This is a genomic window from Vallitaleaceae bacterium 9-2 (assembly GCA_038396585.1).
In the GTDB taxonomy this organism is placed as follows: domain Bacteria; phylum Bacillota; class Clostridia; order Lachnospirales; family Vallitaleaceae; genus UBA1351.
Map to the genome: position 1 here is coordinate 3,308,654 of CP121691.1, position 24,440 is coordinate 3,333,093.

The 24,440-nt window shown below is 37.8% G+C and carries 19 protein-coding genes; all 19 read right to left on the minus strand.

Annotation, left to right across the window (positions count from 1 at the left end):
- Positions 1–8: 8 nt before the first annotated feature.
- Positions 9–1,304 carry an HD domain-containing phosphohydrolase gene (locus tag QBE53_15065; GenBank protein ID WZL81106.1) on the minus strand — a complete coding sequence of 432 codons (1,296 nt, stop codon included), beginning with the start codon at positions 1,302–1,304 and terminating at the stop codon, positions 9–11.
- A gap of 416 nt (positions 1,305–1,720) precedes the next feature.
- Positions 1,721–3,088: an MATE family efflux transporter gene (locus QBE53_15070; GenBank protein ID WZL81107.1), complete on the minus strand. Its 1,368-nt coding sequence runs from the start codon at positions 3,086–3,088 to the stop codon at positions 1,721–1,723.
- Positions 3,089–3,309: 221 nt separating this feature from the next.
- Positions 3,310–4,125, minus strand: a complete 816-nt coding sequence (locus QBE53_15075) for a DUF975 family protein (protein ID WZL81108.1) — start codon at positions 4,123–4,125, stop codon at positions 3,310–3,312.
- 122 nt (positions 4,126–4,247) lie between these two features.
- Complete coding sequence (locus QBE53_15080; protein ID WZL81109.1) at positions 4,248–6,098, minus strand: substrate-binding domain-containing protein; 1,851 nt, start codon at positions 6,096–6,098, stop codon at positions 4,248–4,250.
- Positions 6,099–7,289, minus strand: a complete 1,191-nt coding sequence (locus QBE53_15085) for a response regulator (GenBank protein WZL81110.1) — start codon at positions 7,287–7,289, stop codon at positions 6,099–6,101.
- 19 nt (positions 7,290–7,308) lie between these two features.
- Positions 7,309–9,048, minus strand: coding sequence for a sensor histidine kinase (locus tag QBE53_15090; protein ID WZL81111.1), 1,740 nt, complete (start codon positions 9,046–9,048; stop codon positions 7,309–7,311).
- A 10-nt stretch (positions 9,049–9,058) separates the two neighbouring features.
- Positions 9,059–10,072 carry a substrate-binding domain-containing protein gene (locus QBE53_15095; GenBank protein ID WZL81112.1) on the minus strand — a complete coding sequence of 338 codons (1,014 nt, stop codon included), beginning with the start codon at positions 10,070–10,072 and terminating at the stop codon, positions 9,059–9,061.
- Positions 10,073–10,182: 110 nt separating this feature from the next.
- The gene (gene gguB, locus QBE53_15100; GenBank protein ID WZL81113.1) at positions 10,183–11,358 is read right to left on the minus strand and encodes a sugar ABC transporter permease; all 1,176 of its coding nucleotides are present in this window, start codon (positions 11,356–11,358) and stop codon (positions 10,183–10,185) included.
- Positions 11,355–12,893 carry a sugar ABC transporter ATP-binding protein gene (gene gguA, locus QBE53_15105; protein ID WZL81114.1) on the minus strand — a complete coding sequence of 513 codons (1,539 nt, stop codon included), beginning with the start codon at positions 12,891–12,893 and terminating at the stop codon, positions 11,355–11,357. Before gguA ends, gguB begins: the two co-directional genes overlap by 4 nt.
- A 91-nt stretch (positions 12,894–12,984) precedes the next feature.
- A complete protein-coding gene (gene chvE, locus QBE53_15110; protein ID WZL81115.1) occupies positions 12,985–14,052 on the minus strand; it encodes a sugar ABC transporter substrate-binding protein in 1,068 nt (355 codons plus the stop codon).
- 98 nt (positions 14,053–14,150) lie between these two features.
- On the minus strand, positions 14,151–15,017 hold the full coding sequence (locus QBE53_15115; GenBank protein ID WZL81116.1) for an AraC family transcriptional regulator: 867 nt from the start codon (positions 15,015–15,017) through the stop codon (positions 14,151–14,153).
- Positions 15,018–15,056: 39 nt separating this feature from the next.
- On the minus strand, positions 15,057–15,857 hold the full coding sequence (locus QBE53_15120) for an alpha/beta hydrolase family protein (GenBank protein ID WZL81117.1): 801 nt from the start codon (positions 15,855–15,857) through the stop codon (positions 15,057–15,059).
- Between the two features lie 11 nt (positions 15,858–15,868).
- Positions 15,869–17,002 carry a GGDEF domain-containing protein gene (locus QBE53_15125; protein ID WZL81118.1) on the minus strand — a complete coding sequence of 378 codons (1,134 nt, stop codon included), beginning with the start codon at positions 17,000–17,002 and terminating at the stop codon, positions 15,869–15,871.
- Positions 17,003–17,094: 92 nt separating this feature from the next.
- A complete protein-coding gene (locus tag QBE53_15130; protein WZL81119.1) occupies positions 17,095–18,927 on the minus strand; it encodes a family 20 glycosylhydrolase in 1,833 nt (610 codons plus the stop codon).
- A gap of 12 nt (positions 18,928–18,939) precedes the next feature.
- The gene (locus tag QBE53_15135) at positions 18,940–19,929 is read right to left on the minus strand and encodes a BadF/BadG/BcrA/BcrD ATPase family protein (protein WZL81120.1); all 990 of its coding nucleotides are present in this window, start codon (positions 19,927–19,929) and stop codon (positions 18,940–18,942) included.
- A complete protein-coding gene (locus tag QBE53_15140) occupies positions 19,930–21,222 on the minus strand; it encodes a 6-phospho-beta-glucosidase (GenBank protein WZL81121.1) in 1,293 nt (430 codons plus the stop codon).
- Between the two features lie 14 nt (positions 21,223–21,236).
- The gene (locus tag QBE53_15145; protein WZL81122.1) at positions 21,237–22,835 is read right to left on the minus strand and encodes a D-aminoacylase; all 1,599 of its coding nucleotides are present in this window, start codon (positions 22,833–22,835) and stop codon (positions 21,237–21,239) included.
- Between the two features lies 1 nt (position 22,836).
- Entirely contained in the window at positions 22,837–23,934 is a 1,098-nt protein-coding gene (locus tag QBE53_15150; protein ID WZL81123.1) for an alanine racemase, read from the minus strand.
- A gap of 31 nt (positions 23,935–23,965) precedes the next feature.
- Complete coding sequence (locus tag QBE53_15155; GenBank protein ID WZL81124.1) at positions 23,966–24,430, minus strand: RidA family protein; 465 nt, start codon at positions 24,428–24,430, stop codon at positions 23,966–23,968.
- Positions 24,431–24,440 lie beyond the last annotated feature (10 nt).

Here is a 24,440-nt window from a genome sequence, read left to right on the forward strand (position 1 = left end):
TAGGCTCCTTATCGATTCGGATACATATAAACAGGTTGGATAATACATTCCCCTTCATCATCATTTTTTTTAGGATATACTTTATCTAAAAATCCAGTTTGTTTTAATCTATATATTATTTTCCTACATATTTCCGGGTTAAATTGGCTTCCTTCTCCTTCTTCCAGAATTTTAAATACCTCCTTTATTGCATAGGGCTTTTTATAGCTTCGTTTTGAAGCCAATGCATCAATGACATCTGCAATAGCAAGCATCTGTGACAAAGGATTAATCTGATTGCCTTTAATTTTATTGGGATAGCCGGTTCCATCATAGCGTTCATGATGCTGTACTATCAGCTCACATATCAACCCCGTATTATCGATAGGTCGAACGATATCACATCCAATTAAGGGGTGTGTTTTCATTAATGCATACTCTTGTTCCGTAAGTTTCCCTTTTTTATTTAAGATACTCTCCGGTATGCCCACTTTTCCAATATCATGGAGTTTAGAAGCATGCCGTATCCCATCAATTTCCTTTTCGGATAATTCAAAGTAAGATATAATCTCTTCTACAATAACAGCTACATTCTGCGAATGTTGCCGGGTATACTTATCCTTTGCATCTAGTAATATGGACATGCTTTCAAAAGTATCAATAATCAAACGGCGCATATCTTCATATAGCTTGACTTCTTTACTAATATCTTCTGTAATCATTAACGCGCTGGTTTCTCCCCGACCATTAGCAATCGGAGAAAACTGAATATTATATATTCTGGTTTTTCCATCCGTTATGGACGTATGCACATACCGCTTTAGTTTACACACTTTCCCTTCACAGGCTATTTTCAAGGACTTAATCATCTCACTGCCCTTTAAACTTTCTATTTTAAATAGATTAATGCCTAGTGTATCTGCCGAACCATAGACATCTTTGGTTGAAGGATTGACATATTCAACTACACCATTTTTACTAACCATGATATACGATACAGGACTTTTGTCTAATATAGATTCAAGCATTTCTTTTTGTTTTTTTATCTCACCGGACAGCTTCTTGTTCTCGACGAGCCGATTAAATGCATTGATTTTTTCACTTTCCAAACGATCCAATATTTTTGTTAAAATCAAAGCAAATCCTATAAATACAATCGGCGCACTGCAGACTACAAGAAAGCTTTGATTGCTAGAAACCCGTATAAGACTCTCCATCACAGTCAAATCATAAGGCTCACTCTTTCTTTCAATATAAAAAGTAACGAGTGGGAACAGCATACCAATAGTTATTAAACCAACAACAAGTAATCTCTTTAATTTCATCTTATTATCAAATCCTCTTATGATTTATTTAACTTTCAAGCAAGTTAGCGTGTTTATTTCAAAATGCACACAAAAACAAAAGCTTATTGTTTCAAGCCATCACAATAAGCCCCTTCTTTTTACGATGAATCTGTCGCACCAAAAGAGTAAGTAAAGATAAATAATTTAACCTTTGAAAAAAAATTATTTGATAAGTGTATCGATAGACACGTAATACCTGCAGTTAATGTAGAGAAACAAACGGTCATAAGCACCCCGATCCAAAAGAATATCAATATGTCGGCTCAACCTTTCCCATGATTTTTAGATATTTTATGACAAATATTAGATATCAACAGAAAATCACTATAGATTATTAATATATATGAGATAATAATTATTATAACATAGAGTAAATATTCTTATCAACCCAAAATTTAACCTTTGAGTTGCTTTTTCAGCGTCACTTTATTTGCCACAAATACGACAATAACTGCACTCCAGTTTATGAGGACAATCCCCCACCAGACCCCCATAATCTCCCAGCTCATGTATGAAGCCAATAGTGGAAATAAGACAATCGGCATAACAATTTGACGGTATAGTCCAATATATACCGCAAAGTTTGGTTTCTTGACGCCTTGCATTGTTGCCAACAAAATATTTAAAATAGTATATGTTGGAAAAGCAAGTGCTTCAATTCGCAAATATGTAGTTCCTGCCAAAATCACGGCGGAATCATTTTTGAAAAAACGAATAAAAACAGGTGCAAAAGGATAAATAATAAGAGCACCTACAATCATGATGCTTATTCCAATAATCAGTGACCACTTTTGTACTTCATAAATACGTGCACCCAATTTAGCACCATAATTTTGCCCCACAATCGTCAATACAGCGATATTAAGGCCTAAAGTCGGCAATAGCGCGATTTGTTCAATCCGCATCGCAACACCATATGCACCGATTGTTTCAGGACCTGGAGCATATCGCATAACATAAAAGTTAATGACAAAAATTCCAATAGCAATCGTTGCCATATTTAAGCTTGCAGGAATTCCCTGCTTTAAAATATCGCCTATAACACTGAGTGAATATCTAGAGGAACTAAATTGTTCCCAGTCAAACAACGGACTCTTTAAGAGCCTCCACCCTAGATAAAGGGTTCCAAGACCTTGGATAATCACCGTTGCAAGTGCCACACCGACAGTTCCAAGTCTAGGTAAACCAAACCATCCAAAAATAAAAAGCGGATCAAGCAAAAGGTTCAAAACAAACCCAACCATCAAAAAGTTCCTATAGGTTTTTGTATCCCCCTGTGCATTCAAAATACCATTAAAGATGGAATTGATGATAAAAAACACGGCTCCATAAAAAATAGTTTTTGTATAGGCAACACCTAAAACCATCTCTTGACCACTTGCACCGGATATACTAAAAAGCCAAGGCGTTAACCAAGGTGATGCAATTATCACAATAAGGCTGATAACGCCTCCTGCACCAATGGCATTATATGCCAATCTATGGAACAGCTCAACGTCTTTTTTACCCAAGGCAATTGCTGCCAAGGCGGTTGTTCCGCTTCCAATTCCAGAACTGAGTGCGATAACAATAAAAAAAATCGGAAAGGATATCGTCATCCCTGCTAAAGCTTCCGTACTTATTTTTCCTGCATAAAATGTATCAACCACATTGTATAGTGTATTAAAAATCATGCCGACACTTGCAGGTATAGCAATGCTTCGCAAATGATGCTTTATCGGTCCCTGCGTTAAGTTATATTCTGTTGCCGCATATCCACGCATATTCTCCCTCCTCATTTTTTTCATATATCCATTATACCACTTTTTAATCTCGGTTTTATATAGGCTTTCTAAACTGATTCTATGTATATTCGACAAAAAAACAGATATAATGCAATACGCCAGTTCGCCTCGTCTCTAATAGCATAGGAATTATGCCTGGGTATTTACACTGTATCTGTCTAAAATAGTTTTAACACTTTTTTGTCACGATATTTTTTATATTAAAATTCGGTACTATAATCAATCTCAATTTCTTCATAAGGTTGCTCATTTGGTGCTCTAAAGTTCAGTTCCTCATAAGAACACATTCTTTGGTCGAGCGCTTTTTGTCGAAGTGTACGATAAAGTTCTGCATGGGTCGCATTATAGTATGGATTGACGAAGAATATACCAAGGAAACATGGTAACATCCCTAAAAGATACCAGCCAATAAAGGATAGATCCAGTACAAACATATTCCACTTTTCTCCATCTGTCATCTTGTTGCTAAGATCAATTGCTCGCTTAGAACCAATCTCCGGATTATCTGCTAATATATAAGGAACCATCGCATATGCATAGCCTTTTACAATCCCTGGGATAATAAATAAAAGCGTCCATCCGATAAGATATAGATTTTGTCGAATCATTGACTTGACAATGGACAAGTAGTGATTGCCTGTAAAGCTATATCCTATGATGCCAAAAGCAACGTCTTCTCCACTTTCAGATGCCACTGACGCTTCTAAGAAATATTTGCGAATACCTACCATTAAGGGATTACTTAGAAAAAATCCAAATGTCATGGCAATAACAAAAATAAACATAAAAATCGCCAAGAAAATCATTAAAAAACGAATCCAATATCCCCAATCAACATAGGCGCTGCCATAACTTCCTGAATCATCGTTAAAGGAGAAATTAAATCCGCCTCCACCGCCGCCTCCACTAGTTCCACCTCCAAAAAAAGTTAAAAGCAAGCTGATTCCAAAAGCTTTCCAATACGTCCCTGAAAGCGCTTTTTTTGCACGTTCTTTTAATTCACTTCGACTCCACATATTTTTTCCTCCATTCTTTGTCAATCTTTTGTCATCCTTAACCCTCAGATACATTATATACGACCATATGATTTTATCAAGTTTTTTGTTACATACACCTTTTTTTTATGTCTAAACTGTCATCATTTGCTTGCGTTGGGCAAATATATTTTTTCTATAGGAATCTGTGTACGCCCCATAAAATACTCTAATAGCATAACAATTTGGTCTTTATACAAGGCTTCTGGATAAACTTGGTAATCAAGAGCCGAATCATTATTTGCACTTCCTGAATCGTTATTACTAATGACAACCATATCTTGACTAAGGTCTAATTCTTTCATGACCTCTTTAAGCGGATTAATATAATAATCTTGATGGAGATAAATCACATTAATATCATTCGAGTATTTTACAAAGCTCTGTTTCATCTTTTCTTTTAGTTGAAGGGTCTGCTTGGGCAGCTCTTCTTGCTGATAATGCCCTTGGTAGCCTTGGATACTATCAATAATGTTAATGCGTGAATATCCACTAATCTGTTGCCTAAAACTGCTGGATTTTTCAAGACTCAAGCGTGTATTAAGATCACCTGTAACTTCTAAGACCCCAATATCATAATGAATATTATACACATTATTAATCAGATAGTTACTTAAGCGAATACCTTGGTCAATATAGTCCGGTCCGATATAAATGACATTGCTGTCTTCATACTCCAGTGGATTTCCAAGGCATACAACATAGGTTTCCTTCGCCTTGGCGCGTTTGATATACTCTTCCCACCCCGAACTATTTTCAGGACTAAAAAAAATAATGTCAACCTCTTGCTGTAGCAATTCATCAAAATACACTTTCTGTAATTGGTCCTTCTCTCCTGCAGATACATCTTCCTCCATATTATAATATATGAAACCAATGTCTTCTTCTGCTTGTGTTCCCTTGACAACTCCATTATCAATAATAACACTTAGGTTTTCTTCGTTGTATAGGTGTGTCTCAATATAGCCTACTTCTAAACTTTGCCGTTGTTTGACCTCTCTAAAATACGTCATTTTATTGTTCTTGGTCACAGGAAAGCTTTTCATAACAATACGCTTTGGAATACGTAGATTCGTTTGATCGCTTTCTAGTATTTCCAGAGCATAATCTATGGCCTCTTTTCCTCCAACTGGTGTATAAATGATGGTGTCCAATTCTTTGATATCTAGATATGTCAAATACTTGTCTTCCATAAATTTGCTAACTGTGATAATCGGAACATTACGGTCATATTTTTTTAGCACATTTCCTGCTCCAATGGCTAGTGCATTACTTTGCGCAAAGACAACATCAAATTCTTGATTCGATCTCATAAAAAGGTCAAACTCTTTTTCTGCTTCTGTACGTAGCCATCCACAATATATGTTCTCTGTAATATTCATGTCCGATTCTCGGTTAACTTGATCTGAAAAGCCTTTAGATATTTCTGTCACCATAGGATCTTCAATGGGACCATTTAATGTAACCACATTAAGGGTCTTATTCGATGCAAATGCCTTAAGCCGCTCAGCCCCCATCTGCCCCACACTATTATAATCCGGACCGATAAAAAGCGTATAATCATTAAAGCCAATATCTTTATCTAGTACAATAACAGGAATATTTTTTTCCACTTCATCAATGACAGGTCCTAATACGTTGGCATCATTTACCGTAATAATCAATAAGTCGATACCATATTCCAGCAATTTATCAATATCATTAATTTGCTTATAACTGCTTGAACCGGCGTTGGTAAAAATCATTTTAATCTGGTCATATCCTTTTGCATAAGCATCCAATTCTTCATGAATAACAATCTGCCATTCATCTGTAAGATTAGGATGACTCATTCCAATTAAAAACTGAACTTCTTGATAATCGGAGGTCTTTTGTTCATCTATAAAACTGATGATATATATGCTACTAACAACCACCACTATAAACACAATCATAAAGCCTAGTTTTTGCTTCATTTAACTTCGTTCCTTTCGATACTTCACAGGAGACATACCTGTAGCTTTTTTAAATGCAGCACTAAAATAATGTTGTGTAGAATAACCTACACGTTCTGATACCTCATAAATTCGCAGTTTAGGATCATCCATCAATCGCATTGCCTTTTCAATACGTATCTGTGTGAGCAGTTCTGTAAAAGAATATCCAATCTCTTGTTTGATAAGCTTACTTAGGTACGATGCGCTAACACGTAAGTGCTTTGCCACATCTGTCAAGGACAATTCCGGTTGAAAAAAATGTAACTCTATGTAGTTTCTCGCCATGGACACAATGGGCAATATCTCTCCTTTTTTTCTGATCTCTTGCGTACTCTCATAATATATAGGTGTAAATTGACGATATTGGGTTGGCGCTTTTATTTGCATCAAAACAATTTGCTGATCTAGATACTGCTTGATATTTGCAACTAGCTGTTGTTCTTTATCAAAGCCAATATCTTCTACATCCACAAAACACAGGATAATATCTTTTTCCGTTTTAACGGTAATCTTATGATTCAAATCTACCAGCACTTCATTAATGATATTTAACTGGGCAAACGTTAAAAGTTCTTTATCCAAAATGAATTCCTGCTCACTTTTAATCGGCAAAATATAGATAATAAGCAAAGTCTTATAGGTTGACATATCAATATTTAACGCCATAAGGTTTTGTTGAATCTCATAATCATTGAGTCCACCATCAATCCATTGTTTAAAAAATTGTGTGTGCATATGGTCATGATCAGCAATCATTTGGGTTTTTGCCCACTTCACAAAATTATTTTCTTTGATTTTTGTGTCTAAGCTTTCAATCCCCTTCTTAACAACAGACATTAGCTCTTTACGGTTAACGGGTTTTAAAATGTAGTCATAGACATCTAACTTGATTGCTTCTTTGGCATATTCAAACTCATCATATCCAGAAACAATAAAGATCATACACTCCGGGTTCGTCTCCTTTAATTGACGAATCAGTTCTAACCCTGTTAAATTGGGCATATTAATATCCACCAGCATCAGGTCTGGTTGAAGCTCTTTTGCTTTATGAAAAGCATCTTCACCATCCACCGCCTCACCGATAACCTCAACATCAATCTCATGCCAAGGAAGCCTTGATAATCCACGTCGTATTTTAGGTTCATCATCTGCAATAATTAATCGATACATCATATCCTCCCATAAAACATTAATATTGAATTGGATGCTTAATCGTTACGGTTGTTCCTTCATCTAATGCACTGTCAATACTTAAGCCATACTCCATGCCAAAGTTCAACTTAATACGTTCATTGACATTAAATAGTCCAATGCCATAGCTATCATCTTTTTCCAGTATCCCCTCAAAAATTTGATTCATATGTTGCACTTGCTCTGGCGCCATACCACCGCCTGTATCGGCAACAACAATATAAAGGTCTTTATTGTCTGTATATATATGGATACGGATATGTCCAGATTCCTTTCTTCCTTTGATTCCATGATAAATTGCATTTTCAACGAGAGGTTGAATAATTAATTTAATGACCTTATAGTTTTTCAAGTTATCTTCACAGATAATCTCATAGTCAAACTGTTCTTCATAGCGCACTTTTTGAATGGTCAAATAACTGTTAACATGCTTCACTTCATTTTCTAGACTAATGATTTCATTACCTTTACTTAAACTAATACGAAACAAGTTCGTTAATGATTCAACCACCTCTACGATATCATCCGCTTCATATTCCATGGCCATCCAGTTAATTGTATCTAATGTATTGTATAAAAAATGAGGTTTGATTTGTGCTTGAAAGGCTTTAAGTTCTGCTTCCCTTTTTGCTTTTTGCTCTGAATATACAAGTGAGAGTAGGTTTTTGATAGCTTCAATCATCTTATTAAAGCTATGTCCCAATTGACTGATTTCATCATTATATATGCTGTCATAATGTACTTCAAGTTTGCCTTGTTCCGCTTCTGCCATAAGATTTTTAAGTTTGCTAATGGGACGCGTCAACGTCTTGGTCAAATAAATGGATAAGACAATTCCAAAAAGAAAAATCAAAACGGCATAAGTGACAAAGGAAGTAATAACTTCCAAGATAATACTTAACGTTTCATCTTTTGGAAGCACCCCGACAATATTCCAATCAGAAATTCCTGTCTCTTGAGCTATAATTTGATAGCTTTCTCCATTAATCTGAACGTCTTTTTCATCGCCAATCATTGTCGGATGAATGCGATATACAATAGGATTAACCGGAGCATAAACTACTTCACCCTTTCGGTTACTGATATAGAGAAAGCCTGACTTGCCAAGTTCTGCACTATTAATCACTGACTCCATATAATCTAATTTCATATCAAAAAGCACAATGCCTGTAACATCTCCCTGATCATTGATGAGCGCTTTGGTCATGGATAAAATATTGTCTGCTTTATACGAATCATAAAACGAAGTGATGTTACGACCAATCTGTTGACTAAATAGATGTATCGTCTCCGGCTGTGCTACTGTTTGTATATACCATGTCTCCATATTGAGCGGACTTTCTTCAAGGCGCTTCATGGTGTTACTTAGCATTTCTCCTTGAGTGTCTACAACCAAAATACCGGCAATGTTTTTATCGGTTGTTGTATAACGCTCAAGCGTCTCTAGTATCGCCTCTTCATCCATCTGTTCTTGACCAAACGCCTTAATTGTAGGTTCTTCAACAAACAGGTCCATCTTTTTGCTAATCTCCTGAATATAATTTTCAATACGTAAGTTAACTTGATCGGCTAATTCAAGCGTCTGCTCATTATTCATACTGGTCAGTGAACGATTTAAGACATTCATATTAAGATAGCTAAGGACAACCACCGCTATCGCCAATATCAAAAGAATATTCATCATCATTTTGCTTTGTATGCTTTTGTTAATATAATACTCTTTTATCTTTTGAATCATCTTATCACCATCATTCTACTCCGGTTACTTCTTGATAGTTATCCTTTGTAATGATCTCTGCATTAAAAAGTTGTCGCTGGGGCATCGGCTCAGAATATAGAATATATTCCATTAAAATTTCCGCTGATTTTTTTCCTATTTTTTTGGGTGAATAATAGCTCGACGCTTTAAGCGCAGAATATTCACGGTTAAACTCATCTAGTGCTAATGTCCCGCCGATACTGATAATGCTTGCATTTTGATCCAGTCCTAATTGTTCCAAGCTCCTAACAACTCCAATAGCGCCTTCATCATTGCCTGTCATTACCAACCATGTTGTAATTTCTTTTTCTTGTGTGAACATATCCATCGCTACATTAAACGCATTTTCCGTCTCTCCATTATAATTGATACGAAAAATCCGATTCACATCAAATCCTGGAATCATCTCGACAAACCGCTCATACTGTCCATTTGCGCGCTCTTTCATATTTATTTGTTGATTATTTTCAAGAATTAAAACACCGACATCTTCCTTTATCATCAGGCCATTTTTAATCGCATAATTGGCCATCCAGTCTCCGGTCATATCCCCTAATGCATAGTCATCTACACCAACAAAAGGCGTAAGTAACCTGCCACTCTGAGCAACAATAGGATCATTGGTAGCTACAACGGGTATTTTTTCTTCCCGTAGGATATCGACGGTCATCTGACTAAGGTTTTGATCTGGAATACATATAATAACACCATCTACCTCTTCGTCAATCATACTCGTTAATGCTTGCTCATAAAGCTCCGGATCCATCTTTACATCAATGTAAATAAACTCTTTTGCTCCTAGTCGGCTAGCTTCTTCTTCTGCACTCAGTCCCTCATGGATAAACCATCCTTTTGAACCATCTTTATATATTCCGGCAATAGTAATACGGTCTTTTGGCGCAATATTGTGCTCGGATTGTTCTTGCTGTTCATCGGCTCCTTTTGGAGTACAACCAACAAGCAGCAATATACATAATATAATGACAATTTTCCCAATTCGCATGTTCATATCCCCCCAATGCTCACTAGCAAAAAGCAGTCGCTTTAGAATTAAGTGACTGCTTTTATTATAACAAAGAATATACTTTTTGCGTATGTATTTAACGATTTTCTTTAGTTCTTTGATTTTGTATATATATCAAAGAGTACTGCAAGAACAAGGACTAATCCTTTAATCGCTTGTTGCCAATCAATTCCAAGCCCCACTAATGACATTCCGTTATTCATTACACCCATAACCAAGCCACCAATGATTGCTCCGATAATTGTTCCAACACCACCACTTGCAGATGCTCCACCAATAAAACAGGATGCGATGGCATCAAGTTCAAAACTTTGTCCGGCTTTTGGCGTCGCTGCATTTAATCTGGCTGCAAAGACAAGACCGGATAAAGCAGATAAGAATCCCATGTTAGTATAGACCAAGAACATGGTACGGTCGGTTTTAACTCCAGATAATGCTGCTGCTTTTTCATTCCCACCTAGCGCATAGACATGGCGTCCAAAAATGGTCTTTGATGTGATAAACGTATACACCACAATTAAGAGAAGTAACAAAATGAAAATATTAGGAATACCTCGATAACTTGCCATTACAAAAGTGAATGCATTGAGTGCTGCAACCAATAAAATCATCTGTCCCATGAAGAAACTAAATGGAAGCACTTCAAGTCCATAAGCCTTATTGCTGTTGCGCTCTTTGAACATTAGATAGACTATAATGGCTGATAGAACAACGCCGATAATGATGGTCAAAAAATATCCGCCGGTTGCTGCATAAAACGGATCCGGAATAAATCCCGAACTAATGACTGTGAATTTTTCTGGGAATGGTGCAAGGCTTCGTCCCCCAAGTACAACCATGGCAAGTCCTCTAAACATCAACATTCCGCCAAGGGTTACGATGAAGGCCGGCACTTTAAAGAAAGCAATAACACTTCCTTGCAACGCTCCAATAAGCGCTCCCAGCAACAAGCTTAAAATAGTAACAACGACAAAGTTCATTTCATAGGTAATCATTAGTGTCGCTGCAACCGCTCCAACAAAAGCAACAACTGAGCCGACCGATAAGTCGATATTGCCTGTTAAGATAACGAGCAGCATCCCTGTAGCCAATATAAGAATATAACTATTTTGCAAGATTAGATTCGTGATATTTAATGGCTGCAATAAAATCCCGTTAGTTAATATTGCAAAGAAAATCATAATCGATACCAATGCGATAATCATCCCATATTGACGCATATTTGCTTTCAATAGTTTTTTTATAGCTCCTGATTTTTCACTCATGCCTTTGCCTCCTGTTTATTTATTACATGCTTCATGATTTTTTCCTGGGTTGCTTCGCCTTTCATCAGCTCTCCGGTGAGTTTACCTTCACTCATAACATATATCCGGTCACAAATCCCTAAAATCTCAGGCATTTCAGATGAAATGACAATAACACTTTTTCCTTCATCAACCAGTTGATTAATAATGGTATAAATCTCATACTTGGCTCCAACATCAATACCACGGGTAGGTTCATCTAAAATCAAAATATCTGGTTTGGTATTGATCCATTTACTTAAGACAACTTTTTGTTGATTGCCGCCTGAAAGGTTTTTTGTTTTTTGTGTTATTCCTGATGACTTGATGTTCATCTTCTTGCGATATTCTTCACCGACAAGAATTTCTTGCTGTTTATTCACAACGTTGTGTTTAGATATTGCCTTTAAGTTAGCTAATGAAATATTTGTTTTTAAATCTTCATCGAGGATGAGACCATAGTTTTTACGGTCTTCTGTCACGTAAGCAAATCCTGCACCAATAGCATCACTCACCGAGTGCAACTCCATCTCTTTGCCGTCTTTAATAAGTGTTCCTGAGATGTTTTTTCCGTATGATTTACCAAAAATACTCATCGCAAGCTCTGTTCGTCCGGCACCCATTAATCCTGCAAGACCTAAAATCTCGCCACGTTTTAAATAAAAATCAATGTTCTTAATAACTTGTCGATCTTCATGTTCCGGATGATAGACGCTCCAATTTTTAACTTCTAATATTTTCTCACCTACATGGCTTTCATGTATTGGAAATCGATTGGTAAGTTCACGCCCAACCATTCCTTTAATAATTCTATCTTCTGAGATACCTTCTTGCTCTACCGAGATAGTCTCAATGGTTTGACCATCACGTAAAATTGTTACGCTATCGGCTATTTTTTCAACTTCATTTAATTTATGTGAGATTAAGATGGATGTAATTCCATGTTCTTTCAACTCTAATATTAATTCTAATAAGTTTTCACTGTCGTTTTCATTCAAAGCTGCTGTAGGCTCATCAAGAATAAGCAATTCGACACGCTTTGATAATGCCTTTGCGATTTCTACAAGCTGCTGCTTTCCTACACCTATTTGATTAATCACTGTTTTGGGCGATTCTTTTAACTTAACCCGCTTTAAAAGCTCTGTTGTTTTTGACGTCGTTTCTTTCCAGTTAATAATACCTTTACTCGCTTGCTCATTGCCTAAAAAAATATTTTCTGCAATCGATAGATAAGGTATCAACGCTAACTCTTGATGAATAATAACGATACCTTTTTTTTCGCTTTCTTTTATATCTCTAAACTGACACACTTCACCATGGTAAACAATGTCTCCTTCATAAGTTCCATATTGATGGACACCGCTTAACACCTTCATTAATGTTGATTTTCCGGCACCATTTTCTCCAACGAGAGCGTGTATTTCACCTTTTTTCACTGAAAAATTAACATCATCAAGGGCTTTGACACCAGGGAAGGTTTTTGTAATGTGCTTCATTTCTAAAATATGGTCTGACATATTCATGCTCCTTCACTTGGGAAATTCCCGTTTATTATGTTGATGATATAAGGGTAGCTTGCGCCACCCTTATTTAGTGTTATTGTTCAATTTATTCGCCGGTTATCTCACTTTTTTCATAGTATCCACTACCGACAAGAATATCTTCCCAGTTATTGATATCAACAGATACCGGTTCAAGTAGATATGAAGGTACCACTTTAACACCATTATCATAGGTTGTTGTATCATTAACCGGCGCTTCTTTGTCATTTAATATTGCGTCAACCATTTCAACCGCTTTTTTTGCCAACTCACGCGTATCTTTAAATACCGTCTGTGTTTGCTCTCCTGCAAGAATGGATTTTACCGATGCAAGTTCAGCATCTTGTCCGGTAACCACTGGAAGTGGATTGTCGCCTGAACCGTATCCTACGCCTTTTAGCGACGATAAAATACCGATTGAGATACCATCATAAGGAGATAATACTGCATCAATACGCTCATTTGTATAATTTGCACTTAATAAGTTATCCATACGTGTTTGAGCCAAAGCTCCGTCCCAACGAAGTGTTGCAACTTGTTGAACATCGGTTTGCCCTGATTTTACAACGAGTTTACCTTCATCAATGTAAGGTTGTAGAACACTCATTGCTCCATCAAAGAAGAAGTATGCATTATTGTCATCAGGTGATCCTGCAAATAATTCAATATTAAATGGTCCTGATTGATTTGCAAGGTCAAGGGTATCGACAATATAGGAACCTTGTTGTACACCGACTTTAAAGTTATCAAACGTCGCATAATAGGTAACATGTTCCGTATTACGAATAAGTCGGTCATATGCAACGACTTGAATACCTTCATCTGCTGCTTTACCTAATACATCTGTTAAGGATTCACCATCAATTGATGCGACAACCATAACTTTAACACCTTTTGTAATCATGTTTTCAATTTGAGCGACTTGGTTTTCAACGACATCTTCTGCATATTGCAAGTCTGTTGTATATCCCAACGCTTCAAATTCCTTAACCATATTTTCTCCATCAGCAACCCATCGTTCTGATGATTTTGTCGGCATTGCGATACCTACATCGACACCGCCACCTTTTGCTCCACACCCCACGCTAGAAAAAACTAGAACTGCAACAATAAGTAATGTTAATAATTTTTTCATAATTTGCTCCTTTCATCGCTTGTTATGAATTCATTATAAACATTACCGTTCTTTTTGTATTTACAGGAATCAGGGAATCTTTATAAAATAATGTTATTTTACACATTCTTGTGCAAATACATTGCACGAAATTCTGTTGGATTAACTTTTTTGAATTGTTTAAAGATGCGATTAAACGTGGAAATACTATCAAATCCTGATTCTAATGCGACTTGCGTGACGGATAATTCAGGGTTTTTTAGCAACGTCTCTGCGATTCTTAAGCGTTCCTTGTTGTGGAATTCAAAAAACGTGCTACCTGTATATTTTTTAAAAACTTTTGAAAAGTGATATTTTGAAAACCCTGCAATGTCTGCCACCTCTTCAAGAGATATTTTTTTCTTACAATTTAGGGTGATATACTGGCAAGCTTCTAAAATTTGACGATTTACTTGCTGCTTATGGGCTGTTTTTGGCATTCCATGACGCCCATATACGTGCATCTTACTTGTACCTAAACATATGATGATGTCATATATCAAACGACAGACTTTCATCTCTAAAAAATCCTCTTCTTCAACGGACAATCGTTGAATCTCATGAAGATTTTGCTGAATCCTTGTCACCAGCTCCTGATTTTCACTGGATTGAATCCGACGCGTATTATAAAAAAGATGTGCTGACCTTTGAAAATCCAGACGTTGTGTAAGAAGTTGGGAATCAAATTGGAGCATGAGCGCGTTCCAGGGTTTACTTTGTTGCTTAATACCATGCAGCTCACCTGGCCAGATGAATAAAAGGTCTCCTTTATCCACTTCTACCCGTTCTCCATCAATTTCATAGATTAACCCTTCTTGCATAGAATAGATAATCTCCACATAATGATGCCAATGTAGGGGAAACGTATCTTCGACTTCTAAGCGTCGAAGATTATAAGGATAACCTCTAAAAAAATATGTCTCTTCATAGTTCGGCATTGTTTTCATCGTTCACACTCCTCAAACCATAATTTAAAAGGCTTGCTATTAACCACGCAAGCCTTTAATCCATTGCATAAATTTTAAAATTTCCTGATCCCAAAACGCCCAGTCATGAACTCCTGGTCCCTCATAATAATGATGTTCGATACCAATCGTCTCTAAATGCTTTGTAAAATACGCTGTATTATCGTATATAAAGTCATCCACACCACAACTTAAATATATATCGGGAATCAACGCTTTCTTTTTACTGCTTGCAAGTTCTGATGCCAGCCATACCAAATCATGAGGCCCTTGTTCAATTTGATTGACATCTTCAAAAACAAGGCGAATATCTTTTTCCAAACGCTGCAGCCATTCTTGGGCATCTGGTGAAATCGGTTGCGACGCCGTCTGTGCCATAAGCAATGCTCCTGAAAAGGCTCCAATCGCACTATAATTTTGTGGATATGTTAAACCAATTTTCATTGCCCCATATCCCCCCATCGAAAGTCCGGCTATAAACGTATAACGAGGGTCCTTGGTAATCGGCAACATCTTCTTTATGTACTGTGGAATCTCTTGGGTAATATGTGTAAAGTACGGGTCTCCATAAGCCATATCTGTATAAAACGATTTGCCTCCATCCGGCATTACGACTGCAAAGCCCAGCTCTGCTGCATACCGCTCGACAGATGTCATACGTGTCCACTTGGTATAATCGTCCGTATATCCATGCAATAAATATAGCACCGGATACTTCCCTTCACTATCATAAAATCCTCGATCCTCATCAGGGATAATCACATGCATCCCCATATATTTATTCATGATTACCGAAGGGTAATCAATGCGTAATAATGACATTTTGCTTCCTCCTAAATTGTCAGTTCTGATTCGAGTACCGTGTCATTTGCATTGTCACTTTGTGCAACTAAATGCTTATGTACTACAGTCCCGTCCCGTCTTGTATATTGGTATGTAATCGTGTTCTTCCCACGATGTTTGGATGTATATAAAAGCTGATCCGCATCGGCTAACGCCTCTTCAATACGGCTATGTTGTCGACACAAGACAAAGCCGCCGCTATAGGAAGTATATGCTTCGAGGCTACCTAGACGATTGGATGCTTCTTGAATCTTATTCAGCAATTCCAGCATCTTTGCTTTCGAACATCCTCGATATATAATGATAAATTCATCGCCTCCATAGCGTCCAACAACACCCTGCTCTCCAACAATATCGCGAATAGTTGTGGCCGCTTTTTTCAGTAGCATATCTCCCATGACATGACCATAGCTATCATTAATCCGTTTAAAATTATCTAAATCCACCATGCCAATCAATACTTTTGTTTCTTTACTTTGACGTATTTTGTCAATTTCTCGAAAGACATAACGCCGATTATAGATTGTCGTCAGCTCATCATGTAGGGTTAAATATGTTAATGCCTTTTTTTGCTCCTCAAGTTTATCCAGGGCATAGCGATATGATTTTGCAAAAGATTTTAGCATAAAAGCTCCTGCAATAAAGGTGAGCGGGAGTTGGTACATAACATCTGCCATCTCCGTCTTACTGTGAAGCACTGTAAAAACCTGCGGAAATTGGTACCTCAAAAAAATCATCAACATCATGATAATCAATTCAATTGTAAAAAAGAAAAGTTGGACTTTGCCTTCAAAGAAATAGATTACGGCAATCATGATTAAAAATGAATATGCTACGGTAAACGGATTGGTGAGCGACGAATTTAGCCATCCAAGAGGCAGCAATACAATAATCACCACGGAAAAGAATATGAAACGCGCAGGCATAACATAGCGTTGCTTTAAAAGCGCATACAAAACAAAACCACTCATTATCAATGAAATCACCCACTTGACGTTGGCAATCATTGGATAATCAATGATTATATTAACGACAATAAGTGCAATGGACATTGCCATTGCACATGTAAGAATAATGGCAAATATTTGGTCTTCTAATCGTAAAGATTGATACTTCTTTCGCATATCTTAATCTCTTTTCATCTATCAGACTATTTACCTTATAATTATAACTTATATAAACAGATTAAGCAATTTAAGTTCTTCCATTTTTTGCCCTAAAACTCACGCAGTTTTTTACAAATGGAGACCATTGTATCTTTAATACGGAAAAGCTCACTTTCTTTATTACGCATTCTCCAAAGTCTGCTGTAGTCTTGGAACCAGTATTCAATCGCTTCGGCCAATACTTTTGGTTCAAAAATAAGTTGCTCAATAGGTTCATTTAACTCATATTTTTTTACAATCAAATAGAGTGCATTAAAAAGCTCCACGCCTTTGGTTGATACAATAAATTCTTCAATATCTACCCGTTTGTCAGCAGACACTTTCTTCAAATACCCCATTAATTGCCCTTCAATTTCAATACTCTTATGATACTTTTGATGCACCTCTTTTTCGCTATAAGATTTTATCTGTTCAAAATCATTGCGTTCAATCCACCATATCACTTCTCTAAAAGTGATTGCCTGTAGCCCATATAGTTGCTGAAGTAGGACAACTAGTTGTCCCGTACTATCGCCATAATAATGCTCACTCACCTTCGCATTGAAGTCGGTTAATGTATCACGACAATCAGGATTCCAAGACATAGCCGCACCATAAAGCATGCCTGGTAATAGGTTGGCAAAGAGATTAATGTGTCCATAATCACCCCAATCTGTATTTAAGATGCCTTCAACATGATATTTTTTCCCATAGTCGATCATTGTGGTTATATTCGAATATGCTGTATCCATATCATTCATAAAGGTATTCCATCCAACAACTGATGGACACAAATATTCTGTTCTTCCACTTTGCGCTATGATGGCTCTTTTTTCTTCAGCAGGGCATTTGCTGTAATCCCAGTCTAAGCATATCGCATCATTAGACACCTCATGCATTAACTCAGGATAGTTAATGATGATATCTCCCCAAAATAAAACTTGCTTATCATAGGATTTGACTATTTCAATAATTTTATTCAAAAAGTCAACATATAATCGCCCTTTTCCCAACGTCTGCGCCTTCTTTTTGTTCTTACCTTCTCCAAGGTCAAAGGTCTCATCAGCACATATATTAAATTTGTTTGATGAAAAAAGTGGAATAAACTGGGCTAGCATATCCTTGACAAATTCTAAACTCTCAGGATTATCAACATCAAGGGTATGATGCCTTTGTCGATCAATAAAGGAACGTTCATCTTTTAATGATCCCTCTAACTCACATAAATGGTGAAATGACCGCGATGAAAGCGCTTCATATAAGTGTCCAAAGGTTGATAACGATGGAACTAGTTCAATATGACGCTTTTGACAATATTCATCTAGAAGTAGAATCTCTTCGGCGTTTAACGGGTCCGCCTCCATCCACACTTCACTTTGCGAAGAAAAAGCAAATGAATGCTCTACATAAAGCTGCAACTGATTTAATTTATAAAATGCCGCGATATCTACAAGTTTCTTTAATGTCTCTAATGTAGGGACTTTTCCCCGGGTTACATCATGGTAAAAACCTCGAACCGGAAAAAACGGTGCATCTTCAATGAAGAGACACGGAAGCGCCACTTGATACGTAGCCATCAGTTCACATAACGTATTGACGCCATAAAACAATCCGGCCGGATCTGCTGCGCATATACAAATGCATTCTTTATCAATGGTTAGTTGATAGGATTCACATGCTCCATGTTCAATCTTTAAATAGATATGTCGACCATGTATATTGTTCAAAGAACGATTAAGCATTAAACGGATACCTAATGTTTTTTCAATGTTTTCTTGTAACCATTTGCCTGTGTCTAAGTTAACATGTTCTCCTTCTAATATAATCTGACTCTTATAATCTAGTAAAAATGTTCCTTCTTTTTGTTCAACCGCCTTAGGTTGAACCAATACCTTCAAGTCCATTGTTATCTCCTCTCACAATGCTGACAGCACTTTTTCATACATTGCATTATCATGTCTTGCTTGTTCAAATGCCCATATAACAGCCCCTGCAACCGGCGGCTTATCTAATAATACAAATTCAATACTACGCATAGCATTTTCTTTATGCCTAAGAACTGTATCTTTTAATGCGTTTAATGCCGCCGGATTACTGCCGCGTACATGTACCGAACCTGCAAGCGTGATATATAGCTTTTCATTCATAGGATAATTAAGTGCATCGATCATGCCATTAATTGATACGGCGATATCTTGTCCCATATCCTTTAAAATCTCAGTCGCTACATGATCACCTGCATTTGCCGCGTCAAACATAAGTGGCGCTAATCCAGATAGGGTCACTTCTTTGGCATCAACCGCTCGTCTTACCTGATCAACAAATGTCTCTTTATCCTTAACTTGGAAGCGTTCAAATAAAGTCTTCGTTAACGATGTTGAGGGGCCATTTCTAAACAAAGCATTGTATACCGCTTGAACTGCCTGTGCCCCAAGATAGCTCCCGCCACCTTTTTCGCCTGTAAATTGACCTTGTCCTCCAATTTGAAGCTGTTTAGCTTTGGCATCTACACCACACACAGTGCATCCTGTACCATTCACAGAACAAATTCCATGTCCATGGACACTTCCTACTTTGATGCCTAAAAATGCATCATTGCATACGATAAATTTTTTAAGCCCAAGCTTTTGAATCAGTGTTTCTGCTTCTATGCGCTGTTTTGATGTATCAATTCCTGCTAGACCAAAGACACTGGCTTCAATTTCTTCTATAGCAATATGATGCTTTCCTAAGAGCGTCTGTAACATTGTATCTAGGACTTTTTCCAACTCCTGAAACCCTCCGGATAACCGTTCATGGTTAGTCGTTCCAAATTCCAGTAAATCTATTTTTTTGCCTGACCCATCAAATAATGCACAGTGTGTTTTTGTGCCTCCACCATCGACACCTAATACGTAGTTTGACATTTAGATAGACTCCTTTTTAAAAAACTGTGGTAAGTAGGCTTTGTTGGCTATAAGCATCTCATCTAAGGCTTGTTTTGCCTTATGATAATCCCCAATTAACGGATGTACCATCAATGCTGCAAGCGCTTCATGATAATCTCCATGAATTGCTGCTTTAGCTGCCAGTTTTTCATAAGCCTTCACTGATTGCATTAATCCGACAATATATGGGTTGTCAAAGTTTTTTAGTTCAATAGGGGTCGCCCCATCTTTATTGATTCGACACTTCACTTCAACCACATCATCTGTATCCATAAAGGCATAGGCCCCTTGGTTTTTTGTATCCACCACATGAATCTCGTTCAAATCATTTTCAATGGCATCAATAACCGATACAGCCGCTTCTGAATATAGCGATCCTCCACGTTGATTCAAAATCTCAGGGCAAGTATTTAACGTCTCGTCTTGATAAAGCTTAAGTAAGTCTTCTTCAATTCCTTGACATATTTCTCCTCGTGACTTTTCAGCCTTTTGACACTTTTCAACTTGCTGGTCTCGGTAATAATAGTAGTTTAGATAGGATATGGGGATGCCTTTTGTCGCTTTTAGCAGGTCTTCACTATAACTTGCCTGAGGTACATTAGACATTCCCGGAATATCCAGACCACCTTCCATGAGCTTTGGAAGTATATCTTTTTGGTCTGCATACACATTAACAATCCAGCACAGATGATTTAGCCCTACAAAGTTATAGTCAAAGACTTGAACCTCTTTGGGCACTACTTGCTTAATTTGGCGTACCATGTTAATCGGACCATTACATAAACCGACCATCTTCACATCCATATGATTGACTATTGCTTCTGTAACCAGTCCTGATGGATTGGTAAAATTAATCAACCATGCATCCGGTGCCAACGTTTTCATCTTTTGACACACCTTCATAATAAAAGGAATCGTACGCATAGCTTTCATCAACCCGCCTACACCTGTTGTCTCTTGTCCAAGCAATCCGTATTTTAGCGGGATACTTTCATCTAAAATCCTCGCATCAAGATTTCCGATGCGCACTTGTGTTAAAACATATGCCGCACCTTCAATTGCCTCATCCAAATCATTCGTTATGACAAGTTTTGCCGTCACTCCTGCTTCTAGCAACATGCGCTTAACAAGTCCTGAGACAATGGCATTCTTCTTAACATCGATATCCATCAAATAAAACGCATCGACAGGTAGCTGATCTTTGCGCTTAATAAATCCATTAATTAATTCCGGAGTATATGTACTCCCCGAACCGATTATCGTTACTTTCATACTGTCATTCCTTCCTATACATTGCCCACGATGACTTGCCCTTTTTTCACATCATATACTTGTCCATGTTCAAGTGCAATCTCACCACCGACAAGGACATAATCGATACCCTTTGGAAATTGTTTGGGTTCAATATAGGTCGCACAATCAATAATGGTCTCTAAATCAAATATGGTAATATCTGCGACATAGCCTTCTTTTAATTGTCCACGGTCATTAAAGTGCATTCTAGCCGCCGGAAGTGCTGTGACCTTTTTTACAGCCTGTTCTAGCGTCAATGCCTGACTTTCACGAACATATTTTGCAAAGACCCGCGGAAAAGTTCCATATGAACGCGGATGCGGCATGCCATGTGCCGAAAATAAAGAGTCTGATATGATAAAGGAATACTCCAATTGCATAGTGTGAATGACATCGGCCTCACTCATATGAAAAAAGACAATCGACACATTCCCGTTTTCTTCCAATAAAATATCCAATGCACATTGGGTTGGGTCCTTGTCTTGTTCCAGCGCAATTTGGGCAACATTCTTCCCAACATACCCTGCATTTTCTTGTGAATCCACTGAGGAAATAAGAACGTTTTCCCATCCGGTCGTATACACCAGATTGTCCCAAGTTGTCGCTTCATTTTGCATCTCATGAACAATTTTTTGTCGCATAGTCGAATCTTTTATCCGCTCTAGCGTATGGGTAATGCCACCTTCTAGTGACCAAGGCGGCATAAGCGTCGTCAGCGTTGTTGAACCTGCTGTGTATGGATATACATCACACGTGACATCAAGCCCTTGGGCTCTTGCCTCATCTATCATTTGTATTGCTGCATAGATTTTATCATTCCAGTTGTTTTTTCCCGCTGCTTTTAGATGGCTGATATGCAAAGATACACCGCTTTCCTTTGCAATATCTATCACTTCGCGAATTGATGCGGTCAAACTATTTCCTTCGCCTCGAATGTGAGTGGTTACCAGTCCATTGTGGGCTTTGACCACTTGGCATATTTCAACGAGTTGCTGTTTTGAATAATAGTTTTCAGGCACATACATCAATCCAAAGGATAGTCCCAATGCCCCCGAAGTCAACGCTTCATCCAATAACATCTTAACCGTTTCCATTTCTTTATCAGAGAGTGGTCCCGGCTCAAACCCTTTTGCTGCAATACGAAGGGCTCCATTACCTACCAATCCACCTATGTTATACCTATGTTTTTTTGTTTTTAACAGATGTACATATTCGCCATAGCTTTTCCATGCCCATTCTTGATCAAGTTTCCCCATAATGGGTTCGCTATAATCTTGCAAAAGTGCAAGGGTCTGAGCACTGGTGGGCGCTGCTGAAAATCCGCAGTTACCATAAAGCTCTGTCGTTACCCCTTGACGCAGTTTAATCTCACCAAAGGATTCATCAAGAACCATTAAATCTGAATGGCTATGAATATCGATAAAACCGGGGGATACAATTTTTCCTGTGGCATCAATCACTTTTTTGGCCTCGGTCATAATAGTTGAATCAAGGGCAACAATCCGACCGTTTTGTACTCCGATATCCCCAGTCCATGATGCTTCTCCTGATCCATCCACAATTCGTCCATTTTTTATAAGTATATCCAGCATATTAGTACACCTTACCTCTTCCTTCAACCTTAACCGCACGCATTTGACCTGAATCTTCTATAAAGTATACCTTATCGTGCAAGTTAATAGTTGTGCAAATATGGTTGGGGATAATTGCCAACTGATCGCCGACCTTTAAGGAACCATCTTCTTTTTCCAAGCGAATGGTCCCGTGTTCTTCCGATAATTTTTCTAAAAACACATCATCTCTTCCTATAATCTTGCCATAACCTTGAAGATAATGCGGAAAAACATTAAGTGGAGCATCTGTTGAAAACGTCTTATTGCCGCCATCAACGATGACTTTGTCGGGTTGATGGGCACTGACAACGGTTGTAACAACACTTGCCGCACACGCATCCCATTGGCATATCCCCATATTAACGAGCATCGTGTCATTAAACACATAGGTTCCCGGACGCACTTCTGTTACGCCATCCACACGCGCTGCTGAGGCCGCTGTAGGCGTTGAACCAACGCTCACATCCTCAATATTAATGCCACTATTACGCAGTTGGTCAGCAAGCTCTACCATCATCTTTCCTTCTTCAAGCCCAGCCTTTTCCCAATCCAACGTTGCTTTTCCTTGATAGACAAGCCCTTTAAAAGTAAATATACCCGTAAGTTTGAGTCCCGGATAACAGTTAATCTTTCTAGCAAAATCAAAAGCTTCATCATATGGGACACCTGTTCTTCCCATACCCGTGTCGATTTCAAGACGCACTTCAATGGCTTGATTCACTTTTTCAAAAGCCTTCGAAAGCGCTTTTGCACCACTTAAGCTATCCACACCTACAATAAGACGTATCTTTTGATTTAGCGCTATTAAATGCTGAATCTTATCTTCGCCAATAATGGGATATGCAATAAAAATGTCTTCAATCCCATGTGCCGCCATCACTTTTGCTTCGCCAATTTTAGCCACGGTAATACCGATAGCGCCTGCATCAATTTGCATTTTAGCGATTTCTGGTATTTTATGTGTTTTTATATGCGGTCGCAGATTGCACCCATTATTTTTTGCCATCGTGGCCATATGGATAATGTTTTGTTTTACCGTTGAATATTGAATTGCAATATACGGTGTCTCTGGATTCATATAATCCTCCTTTTTCCACAAATTGCCTGTTTTACTTATCGTCTACTTCAAAAATAGCTTCGATTTCAACGGTTAAATTCCCCGGCAATTCATTTGTCCCAATTGCTGAACGTGCATGTTGACCTGCTTCACCAAATACGTCTCCCAATAATTGTGATGCTGCATTCATAACTTTGGGTTGGTCTGAAAATCCAGGTGCACTGGCTACAAAACCTAATATTTTAACCACATTTTTTATACGGTTTAGATCTCCTGTGTATTCGTGTAAAGCACTCAACATATTTAAAGTTGCTCCTACGGCTGCTTCTTGAGCTTCTTCCATTGTCACATCTGCCCCTGCTTTTCCAGAGATATAAGGTACACCATCGCGTGTCGCACCTTGTCCTGATGTATAGAGCAAGTTCCCTACTTGCTTAACTGGAGTATAGATACCTCCAAGGGGTGGTACCGGTGGCAATTCTAGGTTTAATTTTTTTAGATTATCATATACATTCATGTGTTTTCCT

What these genes read in the sequence shown, in the direction of transcription:
- QBE53_15065 (WZL81106.1), bottom strand. Translation starts at nt 1,304, where the DNA reads ATGAAATTAAAGAGATTACTTGTTGTTGGTTTAATAACTATTGGTATG.
- QBE53_15070 (WZL81107.1), bottom strand. Translation starts at nt 3,088, where the DNA reads ATGCGTGGATATGCGGCAACAGAATATAACTTAACGCAGGGACCGATA.
- QBE53_15075 (WZL81108.1), bottom strand. Translation starts at nt 4,125, where the DNA reads ATGTGGAGTCGAAGTGAATTAAAAGAACGTGCAAAAAAAGCGCTTTCA.
- QBE53_15080 (WZL81109.1), bottom strand. Translation starts at nt 6,098, where the DNA reads ATGAAGCAAAAACTAGGCTTTATGATTGTGTTTATAGTGGTGGTTGTT.
- QBE53_15085 (WZL81110.1), bottom strand. Translation starts at nt 7,289, where the DNA reads ATGTATCGATTAATTATTGCAGATGATGAACCTAAAATACGACGTGGA.
- QBE53_15090 (WZL81111.1), bottom strand. Translation starts at nt 9,048, where the DNA reads ATGATTCAAAAGATAAAAGAGTATTATATTAACAAAAGCATACAAAGC.
- QBE53_15095 (WZL81112.1), bottom strand. Translation starts at nt 10,072, where the DNA reads ATGCGAATTGGGAAAATTGTCATTATATTATGTATATTGCTGCTTGTT.
- gguB (WZL81113.1), bottom strand. Translation starts at nt 11,358, where the DNA reads ATGAGTGAAAAATCAGGAGCTATAAAAAAACTATTGAAAGCAAATATG.
- gguA (WZL81114.1), bottom strand. Translation starts at nt 12,893, where the DNA reads ATGTCAGACCATATTTTAGAAATGAAGCACATTACAAAAACCTTCCCT.
- chvE (WZL81115.1), bottom strand. Translation starts at nt 14,052, where the DNA reads ATGAAAAAATTATTAACATTACTTATTGTTGCAGTTCTAGTTTTTTCT.
- QBE53_15115 (WZL81116.1), bottom strand. Translation starts at nt 15,017, where the DNA reads ATGAAAACAATGCCGAACTATGAAGAGACATATTTTTTTAGAGGTTAT.
- QBE53_15120 (WZL81117.1), bottom strand. Translation starts at nt 15,857, where the DNA reads ATGTCATTATTACGCATTGATTACCCTTCGGTAATCATGAATAAATAT.
- QBE53_15125 (WZL81118.1), bottom strand. Translation starts at nt 17,002, where the DNA reads ATGCGAAAGAAGTATCAATCTTTACGATTAGAAGACCAAATATTTGCC.
- QBE53_15130 (WZL81119.1), bottom strand. Translation starts at nt 18,927, where the DNA reads ATGGACTTGAAGGTATTGGTTCAACCTAAGGCGGTTGAACAAAAAGAA.
- QBE53_15135 (WZL81120.1), bottom strand. Translation starts at nt 19,929, where the DNA reads ATGTCAAACTACGTATTAGGTGTCGATGGTGGAGGCACAAAAACACAC.
- QBE53_15140 (WZL81121.1), bottom strand. Translation starts at nt 21,222, where the DNA reads ATGAAAGTAACGATAATCGGTTCGGGGAGTACATATACTCCGGAATTA.
- QBE53_15145 (WZL81122.1), bottom strand. Translation starts at nt 22,835, where the DNA reads ATGCTGGATATACTTATAAAAAATGGACGAATTGTGGATGGATCAGGA.
- QBE53_15150 (WZL81123.1), bottom strand. Translation starts at nt 23,934, where the DNA reads ATGAATCCAGAGACACCGTATATTGCAATTCAATATTCAACGGTAAAA.
- QBE53_15155 (WZL81124.1), bottom strand. Translation starts at nt 24,430, where the DNA reads ATGAATGTATATGATAATCTAAAAAAATTAAACCTAGAATTGCCACCG.